8 protein-coding genes are annotated in these 16,870 nt (G+C 40.8%); 1 reads left to right on the forward strand and 7 read right to left on the reverse strand.

Annotated features, from left to right (window positions below; translation table 11 throughout):
* The first annotated feature begins 102 nt into the window (after positions 1-102).
* Positions 103-546 (forward strand): peptidylprolyl isomerase, encoded by a 444-nt coding sequence (locus B5Y40_RS26620; RefSeq protein ID WP_079690030.1) that lies wholly within the window; start codon positions 103-105, stop codon positions 544-546.
* A gap of 119 nt (positions 547-665) precedes the next feature.
* Here B5Y40_RS26620 and B5Y40_RS26625 read toward each other — a convergent pair whose 3' ends face one another.
* From B5Y40_RS26625 to B5Y40_RS26660, 7 genes are all read right to left on the reverse strand, one after another.
* Positions 666-1,595, reverse strand: a complete 930-nt coding sequence (locus tag B5Y40_RS26625; protein WP_079689892.1) for a glycoside hydrolase family 43 protein — start codon at positions 1,593-1,595, stop codon at positions 666-668.
* 3 nt (positions 1,596-1,598) lie between these two features.
* Positions 1,599-4,388, reverse strand: coding sequence for a glycoside hydrolase family 2 TIM barrel-domain containing protein (locus B5Y40_RS26630; protein WP_079689893.1), 2,790 nt, complete (start codon positions 4,386-4,388; stop codon positions 1,599-1,601).
* Between the two features lie 3 nt (positions 4,389-4,391).
* On the reverse strand, positions 4,392-5,195 hold the full coding sequence (locus tag B5Y40_RS26635; protein WP_079689894.1) for an alpha/beta fold hydrolase: 804 nt from the start codon (positions 5,193-5,195) through the stop codon (positions 4,392-4,394).
* 24 nt (positions 5,196-5,219) lie between these two features.
* Positions 5,220-6,974, reverse strand: coding sequence for a glycoside hydrolase family 9 protein (locus B5Y40_RS26640; protein WP_079689895.1), 1,755 nt, complete (start codon positions 6,972-6,974; stop codon positions 5,220-5,222).
* A gap of 848 nt (positions 6,975-7,822) precedes the next feature.
* Positions 7,823-8,245, reverse strand: a complete 423-nt coding sequence (locus tag B5Y40_RS26650) for a hypothetical protein (RefSeq protein WP_079689897.1) — start codon at positions 8,243-8,245, stop codon at positions 7,823-7,825.
* 4 nt (positions 8,246-8,249) lie between these two features.
* The gene (locus tag B5Y40_RS26655; RefSeq protein WP_079689898.1) at positions 8,250-13,358 is read right to left on the reverse strand and encodes a DUF6443 domain-containing protein; all 5,109 of its coding nucleotides are present in this window, start codon (positions 13,356-13,358) and stop codon (positions 8,250-8,252) included.
* A gap of 11 nt (positions 13,359-13,369) precedes the next feature.
* Positions 13,370-16,633, reverse strand: coding sequence for a carbohydrate-binding protein (locus B5Y40_RS26660; protein WP_143785954.1), 3,264 nt, complete (start codon positions 16,631-16,633; stop codon positions 13,370-13,372).
* Positions 16,634-16,870 lie beyond the last annotated feature (237 nt).

Below are 16,870 nucleotides of genomic sequence, written 5' to 3' on the forward strand. Positions count from 1 at the left end.
GATCACATTCTTTGTTGGACGGAGAATCACGCAGCGCATAACACTATGGATGTATCAGTTGTAAGGTTTTATTATCTTGCGCCCCAATTAACAAAACAGATTATGAAAGCTGCAGAAATCCATACAAAAAAGGGTGTGATGAAGATTAAGTTCTTTGAAAAGGATGCCCCGAATACAGTAAACAATTTTATTACACTTGCCGAAAAAGGATTTTATAATGGATTAACGTTTCACCGCGTGATTCCAAATTTTATGATCCAGGGTGGATGCCCGAATGGCATTGGTAATGGTGGCCCGGGTTATCAAATCAATTGTGAACTGACGGGTGATAATCAATATCACGATCGTGGTGTTCTTTCCATGGCACATGCGGGAAGAAATACAGGAGGCTCACAATTTTTCATTTGCCACAGCCGCCAGAACACAGCACATCTTGATCGTAATCATACTGTCTTCGGAAAAGTATACGAAGGTCTTGATGTAATCGACCAGATCCGTCAAGGTGATGTAATGGAGAAAGTTGTGATCAGCGAAGTGGAAGAGTAACACATTTTTCAATTCATTAAAAAGCCCGTGATTTAATCATGGGCTTTTTCATTTAATGGATTGGAGCTTTCGTGTACCTATCTCGCTATACTATACTTCTTGTGTCATCGTAAGTAATATCACTTCAACTTATCAACCACTGTTCTTGAAACTTTAAGGGCAGTTCCATGCTTTGTTCCGGAAGGAAAATTTACTTTATCTGATATATCCGTCCATGAAATTAAATCTGACGAAGTAACTGCACCCATTTTGTTTGCGCCGTATTTATCAAAGTATACAATCCACTGGTTATTTATTTTGAGACTTGTGGGACCTTCAACCCATTCCTTCCCTGTGATCGGCTTTCCTGGTTTGGTATACCCTTTTGTCAAATCATTGCTTGTCGCGATACGGATGTTCTTCTGAGGCGGTTCAATGGTTTCATCTTTCAAAAACATGATATACTTTTTACCATCCACTACAATTGTTGCATCAATTACATTAAACCCTTGGTTATATAGCAGCGCTGTTTTGCTGAACGTTTTGAAATCTTTTGTAGTAACATAATAAATGCGGTGATTGTAACCGTTCTCTTTTAAGCTTTGAGTTTCAGTAAAACGCCCGGTAATGGTTGTAGCCCAATAGATCATGAACTGCTGGCTGCGGGAGTCATATACTATCTCGGGTGCCCAACAGTTGCGTGCATCTTTCTCGTGTTCCATCACAGGTATATATTGCTGCTCAGACCAGTGGATAAGATCTTTTGAACTGGCATACCCGATTCCTTTTTCATTCCAACTCACTGTCCAAACCATGTGAAATGTTCCATCTGGTGATTGTATGATACACGGATCGCGCATCAGCTTATCTTTACCAGCCGTGGGTTTCAAAAAAGAACTGTCGTGGCGGAGCGTTTGCCAGGCATAGCCATCTTCACTATATGCTAAATGCAAACCATCTTCACCATTTCCTTTGAAATAGGAGAACAAGTATATATCCGCGCTAGTCGAAGATTGAGCCTGGATATTTAAACTAAAGCTGAGGAGTAAACCTAAAAATAGTTTATTCATTCTTTACGGGTTTTTAGTTCCAAAATCAAACCACAGCGTTCCGCTGATGGGAGTATAGTTCATCATGATATTCTTCTGACTTTGCGGACCCATAACTTTAGCATCCTGAAATTTGGTACCAATCGGTGCTATAGCCTGAAGAAAACTAATGTCGCCTTCCGGGAAAGGAGGATTATTAAATTCATTATATGCTCCTTTGGGTCGAAGGGGTTTGAGCATCTGCAAGAATGTATTTTCATTTTCGGTATAGATTGTGAAAGGTGCTTCCTTCGAAATCACATTAACCCAATAGAGCTTTGCATGGTACCCTTTAAATTCTGGATAGTCCCAACTTTCTCCTGTCACCGTGTTGTTATACTTTTTCTCCCATATACCAAACTGCATTCCTTTTAACCTGTTCTTCCAAACGCGATAAGGGCCTTGTCCCAGCCACTTCATTCCTGTGATCTTATCTTCAGGATACTTAAAGGAAATTCCCATAAAGTCGGCTTCACCTTTTTGAGAATAGCTGTAGTCGAGTTTCGCAGATTTGTCGGAAGCAAACGTCCACTTTACCGTAAACATGGTTTCACCTTCATATATAGGTTCTACTATATATTGACTGCCTTCCTTACGGTGATTGAATTGCTTGAGCTTATGTGTAACACCGGCCTGCACAGGTCCCTTTGATAAAGATATCGTTGTACCTTTTTCAATTACTTTCTCCAGATAGCCTGTTGCTTTATCAAATATATACTGCGTGTCACCGCTTGTTACCGTTAACATTGCAGATGTTTCCTGTGCCTGAACCGTTTGAACAGCCAACGCGGGAAGGACTTTCTGAATAAATTCTGCAGGAGATTTCAACGGCCATGACCAGGTAAAGATTTCACGTTTATGAGGATCGGACGCTGTCAGGTATAGCACGTCACTATTTCGCCAGTGCGCAGGAAGCGATACCTTCAAGAACCCTTTTGTTCCTGGTGCCAGGGATATAGTTTGCGATTTCCCTTCGGAATCAATTTTCTCGCCAGTATCATTTGTATGTGGTGAAGCAAGGGATACAAGTTTCCATCGAAAGTTGCATTTATCAAGATTCGTATAGCTATAGCGATTCTCCACCGGGATGGAGCCATCAAAATCGGAAGGCAACGATTTCACACCTATATATACCGGTGACCAGATTTCTTTTACAGCAAAAAAGCTTCCCTCCTTTTCGCGGTGTGGCCCGACAATTCCGTCTGGTGCACTGTTACTATTTGTATCTATACTATCCTGACGATCGTGACGTACGACACCTTCATCATGAAACGACCAAAGAAATCCACCTGCTCCGAAGGGATGAGACAACATGGCACTCCAGAAATCATCCAGTCCGGCAGCATGACCACCATCGTATAAACCATGCATAAATTCTGTCGGGAAATAAATTTCATTTCCATACAGTACCGAGTTCGTCACATAATTATAGTCCGGGTAATGCTTCGTATCTGTACCTCTGAATTTTTCCCACGGGTGATAAACAAATCGTTGTTGAATATCATATTTAGGAAAGTCATCATCCAATGCTGTATTCCATCCGCCTTCATTACCATTCGCCCATAATACTATACTTGGATGATTAACATCGCGCACCACCAATTCCTTTACGAGTTTCCTTCCTGCCTCCGTATCATATTTAGCTTGCCAGCCCGTGAGTTCATCCAATACAAAAAGTCCTAGCGAATCGCACACATCCAGGAAATGCTGATCGGGTGGATAGTGCGACATACGCACTGCATTCATATTCATATCTTTGATAAGATTCACATCGAGCAGACTAATCTCTTTGCTCAGCGTGCGACCACTCTCCGGCCAGAAGCTATGGCGATTCACGCCTTTGAAAATGATACGTGCACCGTTAACATATATACCATCATGCTTTCGTACCTCCACCGTTCGAAAACCAAAACGTTGGCGAATGGTATGGACAACTCCCCGCTTATCTTTTAAAGAAACAATCGCCTCATACAAGTTCGGATCTTCCGGACTCCACAGTTTTACTCCAGGGAAAACATTGGTAATTGAAACTATATTTTGTTTTGCTGTTACCTGGTTAGAAAATACGTCACCTTCTTTTTCACCATTTAATTCCTGCACTTGCACATCTACAGTGTGGTTTGCAGATACATTTCCAGTATATACATCCATACGAAATGATCCATCCGCTTCTGCGTCAATGGCTACCCGGTCAATATAAGACGCAGGCTTTACTTCGAGGTAAACGGGTCTAAATATACCTCCCATCGCCCAAAAGTCTCCGTCAGACTCTGCATGGTATATAGATTCGTTTGCCGAGATCTTACTGACTTTTACTTCCAGCAAATTTGCTGCACCCGGCTTAATCAAACCAGACACATCATACTTGAATTGATAAAAGCCTCCCTGATGTATTGGTCCTGCAAGTTTTCCATTGACCTTTACTTCTGTATCCGTCATGGAACCTTCAAACACAATGAAGATCTTTTTTCCACGCCACTCTTTTGAGGTAGTAAAAGTATATTTATACAAGCCCTGCTCACCTATCTTCTTTACACCCCTGCCATAGGTATATTCACCAAAGCCTTGTAACTCCCAGTTAGAAGGCACCGGAATGGTTGTCCACTTACCGGAGTTGCGTCCCTTGGTACAGAAAAAATCCCACGGTATAGTATGGTCCTTATCTATACCAGAGAGGTACTGGCGTTGTGTGTTAACAGTGGGCTGTGCATACAGGTTTAAACACAGCAAAATTGATAATAACGTGAGTATAGATTGTGAGCGTAAAATGATCATCCTTTACTTTTTTTTCAGGAAAGATACTACCAGATCTGAGAAACCTTGCGATCGCGCGGTATTGTTATGATCGCCTGGAGTGCGTTTATATACTGAATTTGGAAAGAACGAAGCAAGTGTCTCCGAAGATCCGTTGTCTTCATCGCGATCACCACACAATACAAGTACTGGTTTATTTATTCTCGATAACTCCTCCACACTTGTCGAAGGTTGTGCTTTTTGCAAATAAGCAAGTGCACGCTGATCAAGCCCCGAATCTTTTACATACTTGACCATGCCTTCCAATTCCGGAACGGATTCGCCCATCAATGCTTTGTAAAACATTTCTCTCCGTGGCCACGCAGGATTTGTAAAGTCTGATCCCATACCGCCAAGCACAGCCCGCTCTATACGAGTATCGAAGACCAACAATCGTGATACTATAATAGAACCACGTGAATATCCTACAACGCTATATTTCTTCAAACCGAGTTTAGTAGCAAGACCCATGATGTCTCTTGCTTCTGCATCTTTCTCATACGCCTCAGGCGTATGCGGTTTATCAGACAAACCATTTCCGCGTTGATCCAGTGTGATTACTTTGAAACCTGCTACCAGCAAATCATTATAAAGCGCTGTTCGCTTCCACGATTCACCATCGACAATAAATCCATGCACGAGTATAACGGGCTCGCCAAAGCCTTTAATCTCATAGTGAATTTTAACACCATCGAAGGAAGTAAAGAATTTTACCGAATCAGTTTTAGCTTGTCCATATACCTGTGATGTAGCGATCAACAGTATAAGACACAAAACCAGTCTGTTCATAGAAGCATATTAATGTGATGATCCTTATTTCGCCTGCAGCGCTTCTTGCGCACATACAAGATACGAGAAAGGAGCATTCCAATTAATAGCAATTTCATTAGAGGCATAAGAACAATCATCATCGGTATAAGCTTCATCCGGAACAGAAGAAGCATATTTACAATGATCCTGCATACCCGGATTCGGTCCACCTGCAATCAAGCCCGGGATCGGGTCAACAACACCATCCGCTATAGACGGACGATGGTGAGGATGCATCGGTGTTTTATCGCCATGCCCGGTAACGAACGAATACCCGGTTCCATTTTTTCCAAGGAGAAAATCAAGATTAGTTAAAGCATAGTCGAGATACTTTTTATCATTCGTGATTTTATAGGCCTGGATCAGTTCAATTCCCTGGTTGGCCGCCACAGAAGAACTTCCCCATGTATAGTCTTTAACAGATTTGCCCATCACAGAATTGAATGCGCGTGTATCCACACCGTTGATCAATGCATCGGCAAATTTTACCACTGAACTTTTCATCGCTTCAACCTTTTGCTGCGCTGTTGTCGGCAGTGATGACTGAAAACGAATCAGTGTGTAATATCCCAGCAGATGAACCTGTCCCCAGGAAGGAAGCTGAACTGCTTCTTCCGGCAAAAGATTTATACTTGGAAAGTATTGTTCATCCTTGGTGGTAGTATATAACTCCGATGCAGCCCATGCAAATTCATCTGAGAAATTCTGATCACCATATCCACCGGTTGTTACATCAGGGTCAAAAGCACGATTCATGGCATTTTGCTCATATACTATATTTGGATTCTTCTGTGCCCATTGCCACGCCTTTGCTGCAGCAGTCAAACATGAATCAGAAAGTCCAGGAAGTTGTTTGTCAAATTTCTTGAATACACGAGCAGCTTGTGCCGTTACCGCTGCAAAGTCCAGGGTAGCAGCCGTTCCCTTTTGTATTACATACCTGGGGCGGGTTGCTTTATCCGGCATAATCATGCCATCGAATTTTTCGTTGGTGAGTTTGTGATACACTCCACCATCACCAGGATCCTGCATCGTTAACATCCACCGAAGATTCCAGAGTACTTCATCGAGTACATCGGGTATATCATTTCCGCTTTCCGGAATAGACAATGCCAATGCGTCAAAGTATACCGGAAAATCTTCATAGGCAGATAACAACGTGCCCATTGTAATTCCACTGTTCACTATATATTTATTATAGTCACCGGCATCGAGCCATCCTTTCGGAGAAGAGATGATGGCGCCTGCTGCACGTGTATCCGAAGCTGCGGATGCATGAACGATCACTTTATTATCCGGATGCGAAAACGCCCTGTGCCACTTACCTGCATACTGCTCCGGAAGCGCAGTGGATAACCGCTGAAAATAAAATGCTTTGATCGAAGCCTTTGCAACGGCATCATGTACATGCTGCTTTATTTCAAACGAATATGATTCACCTGTTTGAGGAACTACAACGGCATAGGTACCCGGTGTAGTAAACGAAGAGAAATCTGCAATCCGGGTTTTCTTGTCGGAGAAAATTGACTTCCGGACTTCGCTTAATTTTCCGCGGTATACTTCTTTGCCTGAACCCTTCGCTACTATATAAAACTCTGTGGCGTTGTCATCAAGTACCACTGCGGATTTTGGTGCGTTCGGGTAATAACCGATCTGGTTGAGGCGGATGTTTTCTTCTGATGTTTTTTTTGCATTCTGAGTACATCCATAGTTAACAGTTAGTATTAAAAGGATGAGGGGTAAGGTTCTTTTGTGCATGGTTCATTCATGGCTTTATCCTACCCAAATGTATCTAGTGTTTGGTTTGAAATAATCTATTTTTTGATGGTCGGTTACAAAACGGAACTTCATAACATGATGAATCGGAGAAACATTAGCTATATCTTCTTACATCTACGACATCAAGAAGAATACAAGCTTTGCTATAACGATAACTGATTCAAGTCTGCAACAACATATTTAAACTTGGAACTTAACTCAGTAGTACTAGGTATATAAGTATCATCAGAAGTAAGCTCTCTTTTTATAATTCCTATGTCCAATGGATCATCACTTTTATACTCGGGTGTCGCAAAGGGAGGTATTTTACCGCATTGCTGAAGCATATACAAGCTGTCGCCAGTATTAAGGTCAATGACAAAGTACACATTTAAGTAATTATCATGACCATTACACTTTGCAGCCTAAACTGACTGCAGCACTCTAACAATTGGTATATCTTCATGAAATTCGGCCTTCTTATACATCGTCAAGTCTACCGGCTTCATCCGAACGTTCTCCAAGCAACTTGTTAAAAGCACAACTATAATAATCGACATGTATTTAATTGAAAAATTGTAGTTTTCAAATGGATAGAGGACTAGCCTGCATTAAATTATCAAATTATTTCAGAACTATCCTGGTATACAAAGTATCCTTACCAATAAGCCGCACAAAGTAAAGCCCTGGAGAAAATTTTCCTATGAATGTATAACTACTACTATGCTCAATTTACAAAACAGCAAAAAATTACAGTTGATTCAGGTATTTTCTGATTGGAGAGTTTTCGGCCTCGAAGCATCAGAGTCCTGGGAACCAGAACCAGTGACTCTGATGGGTGTAAATATTTAATCAAATAAAAGTTTAAGTTCTTTTAACTTATTTTTAAATGCAGCGCTATTGGTGTCAATTTGGGGATTTATAAATTTTGAATTCAGACCATAAATAAATGGGCCCGGTCGATTGCTCCAGCCAGTTTGAAAGTATGTTGGTGGATATCCTGCAATCGAACCCTCAATTAGAATTTTCTGGTTGTTAATCTTATCAATAACAACTAAATCAACACAAGGATATATTTGGTCTTCCGCCAAATAGACCCTTTCTACTATTTCATCAATAACTTTATCTGTTCCCTCTATAACATTCCCCTTATCTATACTCCACCTAAGACATACCTCAGATGGAAGCTTATCCCCAAAATGTATCTCCGCATAAACAATTAATTTGTTTAAAGTTTCTTCTACAAATTTTTGAAACTCAATTTTATTCATGACGTTATTTATTACCTAAGTTATAACAATTATTGTGAACTATGCCTAAAGTTATCTTGGCCGAATTAAATGCATTTAGTTTACCTGGTTCAACATAAACGGCAAGATGTCCATCCATCGTTCGTATTTGTGCTAGTCCATTTGGACCTATTATCCTTGTAGGCACTGCTATAGCAATGGTATATGGTCCGGAAAAACTACTGGCTTGCCAAAATGATAATCCTTCTGGTGTCATCCAAAATCTTTTTACATCAGGTTTTCCACTGTTAGAATCATATCCAAAATTGAATCCCTTTATAACGAAACTTCTCATTTCTTTATCACTAACATTTCTATACAGATAAGTGTATTTTGTCTCTTTATACTTAGTAGCAGATTCGTCACCAGTCATTAAAAATGGCAAGACACCAATACTTGATCCTGCACCTATTGAAGTCAATATTTCTCCTAGTACACCAGCTCCAGCAGAAAGCCCCCAAGGAATTGGGAGTATAATAGGAGGCGTCCCAGCCTGCTGCTGTCCTTCATCCTTTTTCGTTGACTTAGCTTTATATCCGCTAATAGAACTCTGACTATAATAATACTGTGTAGCGGGATCAAAGACCCTGCTATAACTATACACTGGCTGAAAATCATTAAACTTTTTGGATTCTCCCCATGCGGTTTGATTCCAACTACTCGTAACCATTGACCATACCGCGGGACTGAAACCTGGATTGCTGAGCCCTGCACCATCGCCATATCCAGCTTGCTGCATCATCAACTCACGCATCATCTTAGCATACGTTTCCTGATTATCGCCCCTATAGGATTCTGCACCGCTAGGATCATTAAACATTACAGGATTATTAAAACTATAATGGTAACCACTTAAAGCGGCATACTTGCTCGCTAATGGATCAACCCCCGTAAACCTTGCTATTGCAGGATCATAGTTTCTATAGAACATTTCATACCAGCCGCTGGTTTGGTTCAACTCGGATGCGGCGTTGTAAAGAAAATTATTCTTAGAATCTTCACGTGTCCAACTCATATTCGTTTGAAGGCCGTATGGATAATACTCGTTATACTGAACTACGTTGGTCTTAGTATGCGTGACCTTCAGGTCATCAAAATATACCCAGTTAGTACCTTCACCTTCATAGCTCAGGTATACATACATAAAGCCAGCTTCCTTAATTTTTATCGGGTCAAAGTATATTCTTTGCTTGTTCATGTTTGCTGCCTCCGGAACAGGTTTCCAACCCATGTTTAACAGCTTGTAGTTGCGATCAAGCAATATATAGTTCAGATACGCGGTAGGTCTGGCGTCACCAAGGTTACCATGACTTCCGTAAGCAGTGTAGGCCGCGTCAACTCCACTGTAAATTGCTCCGCTTTCACCTACAGCACCAGATACTCCGCCAAACGCACCGGCAACAGAAGTGATGAGCCCGGTAAGCGGCTGATTCGTTCCTCCAAAACCAGCACCACCTTCAAAATAAGAGTACACTTCCATGTCAAGTACATCGCCCGGATAAACCTTCATGCTTTTTGCCGGTCCTGTTTTATAACTATTGTTCATTCTGATAACGTATTGACCAGAAGGAGTATTATTTGCAGCTGATTTGGGTACCCAATACATTGTACTGGAATTTATATTCGTGAATTCCTGGCTATCGGTTGTCACATTTTCAAACGCTGCTTTAGCCGGTGGCTTGGTCGGGTTAACAGAACTGAATACCACTCGAGTATTACCGAGATGGTCCGCTATAGCATACTGATACTCAAGACTGCTTCCTTTTTTCACTACTCGTCCTTCCGGTGAAGCAAAGAAACTAAGAATGCCATTTTCGTAAACAAATCCTGAAATATAGTCTGTTGTCATGGCCGGAGTTGAACTTCCTGCAGCATAAGTTTTCATGGTCAGCTTTGTACCCGTTGCATCATAGATATACTCAATTTTGCGAGTATCGCTAAAAGTAATAACGGAGACTTTTCCTAATGTATTATAGGTTACACTACTGATCCCTTTATTCCGATCAGACGTCATACTTCCTACAGCATCGTATGTATAGTCATTCGATGTGCTGCTGCTTCCGTTATTAAATCCCGCTGAATTCCCCGTGGCATCAGTTACTCTTAATAGCTGATCGCCCAACGCTGGATTATAAAGGTACGCAAGATTGTCAATGAGTTCATAGGTATATGAAGCAATAGCCCCCGTCAACTTATGTCTTCGTTGATTCCGTGCCAATGTTGCTACATTACCGTTCAAATCATACGTCAGGTTTTCACTGACAGAACCAACTTCCATTGACCATCCATTCCCGGTATTCATTTGAGAGATCGATGTTTTCAGGCGGTTGGCTTTATCGTAAGTATGCTTATAGCTTCTCTGATCAGCGATTCCCGATGATGCACCCACTCCTTTCCATTTCATCGCACTGATGTTCCCGTTGTAGTTTACACTGGTAGCGGCCGTCAATCCGGTTTCTACTTTTTCATATAGCATCTCCATGCCAAAGTAGTCATTCGCCTCATCGTTAGTAACCGCATCCGCTGTGAGCTGAGCGTTATTTATAGACGTTAACCAACCTTGTATGCTGTAGCGCAGGTCGATGGACTGCAAAAATGAAGTACCGGAAGTGTTGTGCAGTTTTTTATCCACCAATTGCCCTAACTCATTATACTCATACTGAACGACAAGTTGATCTGACGGTGCGCTGTTGTTATTCTGGTATACACGAAGCAATCGCCCCATATGGTCGTAGTCAAACTTATTGATCACTGTAGTTACTCTTCCGCTTCCGGCATTGTGGTATACTTTACTTATCTTTTGTTTGCCCTCAAAATCATATACTATCGTAGCCATGTTATCTATCGTAGCCATGTCTATCGCTGCTGAAAGATGGTTATTGCTCCGTAGTTGTATAGGACGTCCTTCAACATCATAGAACATATAGTTGTAAAGCCATGTTGTGCTTCCAAGTACAATATACTTCGATCCTGTGGCTCTTCCGAAAGCACTGGACGCTGGTGTGTTCTCGCCGGCCAGGCCTTGGGAAGTATAGGTATCATTTGTTCCTTTAAAATCAAAGTCGTAGGTGTCGTAGTAATCTACGGTTAGAATTTCAGTGGATGAAACCGGAAATGACTGATTGGTATAACCGTGCAAAGCAGCACCTCGAACTTCATAGTACTTGTCGGTATCGAGCGCATACAGCGGATCAACAACATTTGTCTGAATAGCCGTACGAGATATATGTGTTGTGTTCTGATACAATCCCTTCATCACGGGCCGTCCTGCACGATCATACTTTATAAAAAACCACTTATTAGCACTTCGTATATTTCCGTCCTGCATCAGCACCAATCGGTCAAGTCTATCATAGCAATAATATACCCACGCCTGTCCGGGTACTTTCTTTTCTACAAGCCTTCCCAGATTATCATATACAAATTCATGGAAATATTGATCCTTAATAGCTTGCGTAAGTGTCCACGCATTTGCTTTTAATACCGCTATACCTTTTGGAGAAACGAGGTACTTAAGCTCACCCTTGAAATTATATATACTATAGGTTTCAAGCCATGGAACCAGGCTTCCACTAACAGTTTCATCCAGCTGTACACGTTTAAGAATTGTACGACCTGCCTTATCAGTAAAGGTTTGTACTTTTTTTCCATCCGCGTCTGTTACTTCTGCCCTCAATAATTCGTTTATGCTATAGAATTCAGTGCTTGTTCCATCCGACTTAAATAACCGTACTTCATTGGCATCATTGGTCGAATAATTTATTAAGGTTGAGTGTCCGCCTCCTGGTTGCCATTGCTGCCCCACAGCACCTTGCTCCGTGACTAATGCAAGTGGCGATTTCTCGATTATTGATTTGGCAAAGGGAAACGCGCTATCTGCAATCTTATCGGATGTTCCATTCGCATAAAAAGCGGCTTGCTCACTTACAGGGTTCGCTTTAAAAATGCCATCGCTCAGACCAGACGTATAGGGTAAATACTCAACTGGATTCATTCCACGGTTGTCATATACGGATACCGATACTATATCTTTTTGTAATGGGCTTCCTTTCTGAATATTTTGTTGAATGGGTCTGCCCCATCCATCATAATATACTGTTGATTGCCTCTTTTGATCTGCACTCAGGCCATCGATAGTTGTTACGTCTGTAATACCGCGTGTGGTAACGAATTGCTCTTTGACGTAATTTTCTCCTGCAACCATGTTTTGTGACTGCACAACCTCTGTATAGGGCCTCGTCGATACCTCTACTTCATTTGTATAAGATGTTCCAAACTGTTTCTGATCTACCAGTACTCTGAACTTTGTTGTCGCAGTAAATAAATGACTATACGTTTGTCCTGTACACGATATATATTTCCATGTAGCACCGGCATCAGTAGAATATTCCCACCTAAGTATAGCTCCTGAATTTCCTTTTAACGTCAAAGTTGCAATGTTTCCTTCCATACAATATATGGACTCTATCAGGTTAGGAGGAGGAGATAATACCCCTGGCTTGAGAATTTCTATGGTGATCAAATTCGATTTATCTGAACATGTATTGTTGCTATTAGCAACAGACGTACTAAATGTTGCTGTCTCTGTAAGTCCTGAGTATGTATAGGAGGTACTTGCTCCGAGGTATTCTACAGAACCATCACTCAACTGTTTTCCCCAACCAGGCATTGTCGAATAGCCACTTGCATTAATGGTACCAGTACCACTCACTAAATGGTAACTTACAGGTTGGGAGGTACTAATTGATCCCGCTTCCACTGCTGTATTTGCCGACACAACAATCGCATTGGTATATCCAAATCCGTTAGGACCTCTACAATATGCCCTGTATGCTTTGGTTGCCGGGGGAGTAATTACATAATCGTAGTATGAATTAGTCGTAACAATTGTACTCTCAACCGTAAAAGTGCCATTAAACGTACCCACTTCCCACTGTACTACAAAAGCATTGCTTGAAACAAGCGTCAATCTCCCGGCCGCAGTTCCACAAACCTGAGATGTACCATTGCTTTGTATCTGATAAATCTGACCAGAACTATTAGAGGCTAAAAGACAAGCCAAGCCTGCAAAAATTATAAAGTAAAAATTTTTCATAAAGACAGGCCCTAATATGGTTTGTGTTGATAATCATTTTTCTTAACAATGTCTCCATCACGATTGTAAACAATCTTCACGCGTCCCATGCCATCATAGGTAGTATAGGAAGTGTTCCCTTGAGAATCTGTCTCTATAGAAGGGCCATAGGGAAAAACATAAGTGGTTGTCTGAAAGGAAGCATGAGATGGATAGAACGTCACATCATCTATATTTACTGCTACGCTAGTTCTGACTTCAACTCTAAAACCTGTACTCGTCATTCCTGCAGGCACTGGTATGCTCACAGAATAATATTTCCATATGGAAGATGCTACGAAAGGCAATGTGGTTGTAGCAGTTACATCGCTAGTCAATGTAATCGATAATGTACCCGATGAACCAGGCTTAAGCCAACATGAAAATATATAGTTTTGGGTTGAAAGATTCGTCACACCCGTACTAAGAAAATAAGGTCCAGTTGTACCGGTAGGTAATACTATACCCTTTGATCCAAATCTTCCTTCAACAAGACTCGGATTCCATGGAGCACTGAAACTTCCTTCTGTACCACTTGACTCAAAATCACTGAACAAAAACTCCAGAGGGTTAGCATTTCTTGCCCGAATTACGGGCACTGTTCCTGAGTAACCATATCTATTCAATTCAATAATTCTATCACGCCCAACAGATGTACCTACATTGCCATAAATATCAAAGCCCGTTAGCGTTTTTCCGAGTGTATAGTTAACCTGATCAAAAGTAAACGTTGTACCGGTCGTAGAAGACGGAGTAAAGGATGTTATACCATCTGCCGATTCAAATGTATATAGTTTGTGTGGATAAACCTTTCCACTTATGGTCTGAAAATATGTAAGATTCCCTCCGATATACTTTTCAATACCAGCATCCGTTCTGGATGACACTGTCTCAATTGGCAATCCCGTTCTATGTGCCGTTAAAAGATTGTTTAAGGCCGTTGTTTGAGCATCTGAAGGAGTGGAAATTGAATAATCTCTTACGTACTTTAAGCGAGTTATATTCTGACTCTGGTCGCTATTAGTGTTTACTATCTTTTCTACTTCCCGATGATTACCTGTGCTGTAAAAATAATCTATCGAAGTTTCTGTTTTTTTGGCAAGGTCTGATGTGGCAAAGAATGTTTCTGTTGATTTTTTCAGTACCGTCTTTACATCTGTATTGATAGCATATTTACTATATACAAACATTTTACCATCAACATAAGCAGAACCGTTATAATAATAAGTCGGTAATTCTTCCAAGGCCAGGCCGTAAACTTTACGGATCGCAGCCGAACCGTATATGCGCTGATACTCGTATACAACTTCCTTCCGCTTCACGCCATCATCACGAAAACTACTTACTTTCTTTAATAGTCCTCTTGCAAAAGTATAGTTAGGATTTGGTGGATAAGGGTATTGATTTATTCCTTCAGTTACAGGTCCAGTCTCATAACATAAAGATCCTCCTGTTGAAGGCCGCGCTATTAATACATTACTTGGTTCCCATTCACTGTTGTTAGCACTGACATCTCCATGTGAGGCCGACAAATCATACTCATAAACAGTATATCCGCCATCTTTTATTTTCTCTATTACACGTTCATAAGCAACGGCGCTTCCTGCCAGCATATCTGAGTTTGAAAGCTCTTCGCTTGCTTTAACGGTAAAATAAGAATTCAGAAGCACAGTATTTATTCCAGGATTAGCTAATTGAATATTCCTATATCTTGCTCCTGCTGTTCCTAAATATTTATCAACCCTAACACCAGGTACGCTATATAAAGGCTTATGTTGCAATTTCCCACTGGTCTCACCTGTGGCAGTAATGTATTCGTATTCCTTAACCATATCTCCACTGGTAGAAATACCATTAAATGAAACTATTTTTCTTATCCGGATCCCTGCTCCCTGAACTGCTATCGTACCGTCCTTGTAATCGTGCGGCTCATAAAAGAAAACTGAATAGCCTTTATGTGGATAAGTGACTCGTTTTAAGGTTCCTCGAGCAGCAGTCTCATGGTATAGCATATAGTTAGGACCAGGATTTAGCTTATGAAAACTCCAATCATCTTTTTCAGTCGAATTGTATGTTGGATAAGCTGGCTCCGTTGGAATCGCTCCGCCATTATAGTCAAACTTATGGATGTACGGCGGAATACTCGCATCACCGCCATTTTCGGTAAGCACTTGCAAAAAAGTACGATTATTATAGTTACTATACTGAAAAGAAGCCAATTTGGATAACTTAAGAGTTCCATCACGTTTATCATAAACTTCAAGTTTATTCAAAAGCCCTACAGCTGTTCCATCGTTAACGGATGAGAAAAAACGAACCTCAGTAGAAGGGCAGCTTACTTTTGACGGAATCTTAAAAATGTAAGATCTGTTATACTCTACCTTACCATTTGCGCTAGTGGCATTTGTGAACGTTACCGGATACAAATACTTCAGCTTGTTTTTATCCGGGGCTAAGTCATTAGTTAAAGTACTTACCGTACGATATGTGAAATCTATCGCACCATAAACTGGAGAAGTTATTTTGGTTAGTTTCCATCCAGTAAGGTAGGTTATTGAAGCTAACTCCATTTTAGATTTTCTTACCCAGTAGTATGGGTTAACAGCCTTAACCGATTGAGTAAGTCGCTCCACTTCATCAAATTTGTACTGAATGCCTTTGTTATCCGTTACGATAAATGAAGTAATAGTTCCGGTTACAGTATTAGGAGTTACTATAACATCCTGATACGGAACAACCTGTGGCACCTTATTTTCATCGAAATAAAACTGAAACGATAACCCGGGAGCGCTCACGTAAAATACATCAGGCTCTGTATCCTGATCATAATTTATACCATTAAGAAAATTATAATTAGAAATTTCATCCGTACATGTTGCCAGGTTATTATCCGTTGAAGGAGTAAAATTTTTAATGCTAGCTGGCAATGAAATCGTACTTCTTAACCAACCTCTTCTGTTATCAGGACTGACGCCATAGTAATCATCTGGCAAGCTCCGCATTTGGCGGGTAATTCCATATGACTGAACGGATATATCCCAATTCTGACCAACCCAACCACCGTCATCATTAACCCTAACACCATTAGCGGTATATAATAAGGTACCAGGTACACTTACATCACCATCTGATATCGTAAAGAGCGGTATACTGACATTTAGTTTGCCGGTAAGAGGATCAACTGAGTGGCTCCCTTGCGCTAAAGCGAGGTTTGTATGCAACAATAGGAAGCATAGGTAAAGAATAGGTTTCTTCATACAGGCAGGATTGAAAGAGTATATTTTTATTTAGTAATGATTTGTTGCTGATGAAACGTCCATTCGCTCCCAACTGTCTTATTCAAACACCTAGGCAAAACAAACCTTTATAATTCCGTCACAAGATATTGAAATGTTACATCTGATAGTACAAATTATAAATATAATTATACTCTGAGTTATTAAGAAACTGCCCGAACAACCATATACACCTAACACAAATATATTAACACTACT

The organism is Ohtaekwangia koreensis (assembly GCF_900167975.1).
Classification (GTDB): Bacteria; Bacteroidota; Bacteroidia; order Cytophagales; family Cyclobacteriaceae; genus Ohtaekwangia; species Ohtaekwangia koreensis.

Coding starts and splice junctions, on each gene's coding strand:
- B5Y40_RS26650 (WP_079689897.1), bottom strand. CDS start 8,245: ATGAATAAAATTGAGTTTCAAAAATTTGTAGAAGAAACTTTAAACAAA.
- B5Y40_RS26620 (WP_079690030.1), top strand. CDS start 103: ATGAAAGCTGCAGAAATCCATACAAAAAAGGGTGTGATGAAGATTAAG.
- B5Y40_RS26640 (WP_079689895.1), bottom strand. CDS start 6,974: ATGCACAAAAGAACCTTACCCCTCATCCTTTTAATACTAACTGTTAAC.
- B5Y40_RS26635 (WP_079689894.1), bottom strand. CDS start 5,195: ATGAACAGACTGGTTTTGTGTCTTATACTGTTGATCGCTACATCACAG.
- B5Y40_RS26625 (WP_079689892.1), bottom strand. CDS start 1,595: ATGAATAAACTATTTTTAGGTTTACTCCTCAGCTTTAGTTTAAATATC.
- B5Y40_RS26630 (WP_079689893.1), bottom strand. CDS start 4,388: ATGATCATTTTACGCTCACAATCTATACTCACGTTATTATCAATTTTG.
- B5Y40_RS26655 (WP_079689898.1), bottom strand. CDS start 13,358: ATGAAAAATTTTTACTTTATAATTTTTGCAGGCTTGGCTTGTCTTTTA.
- B5Y40_RS26660 (WP_143785954.1), bottom strand. CDS start 16,633: ATGAAGAAACCTATTCTTTACCTATGCTTCCTATTGTTGCATACAAAC.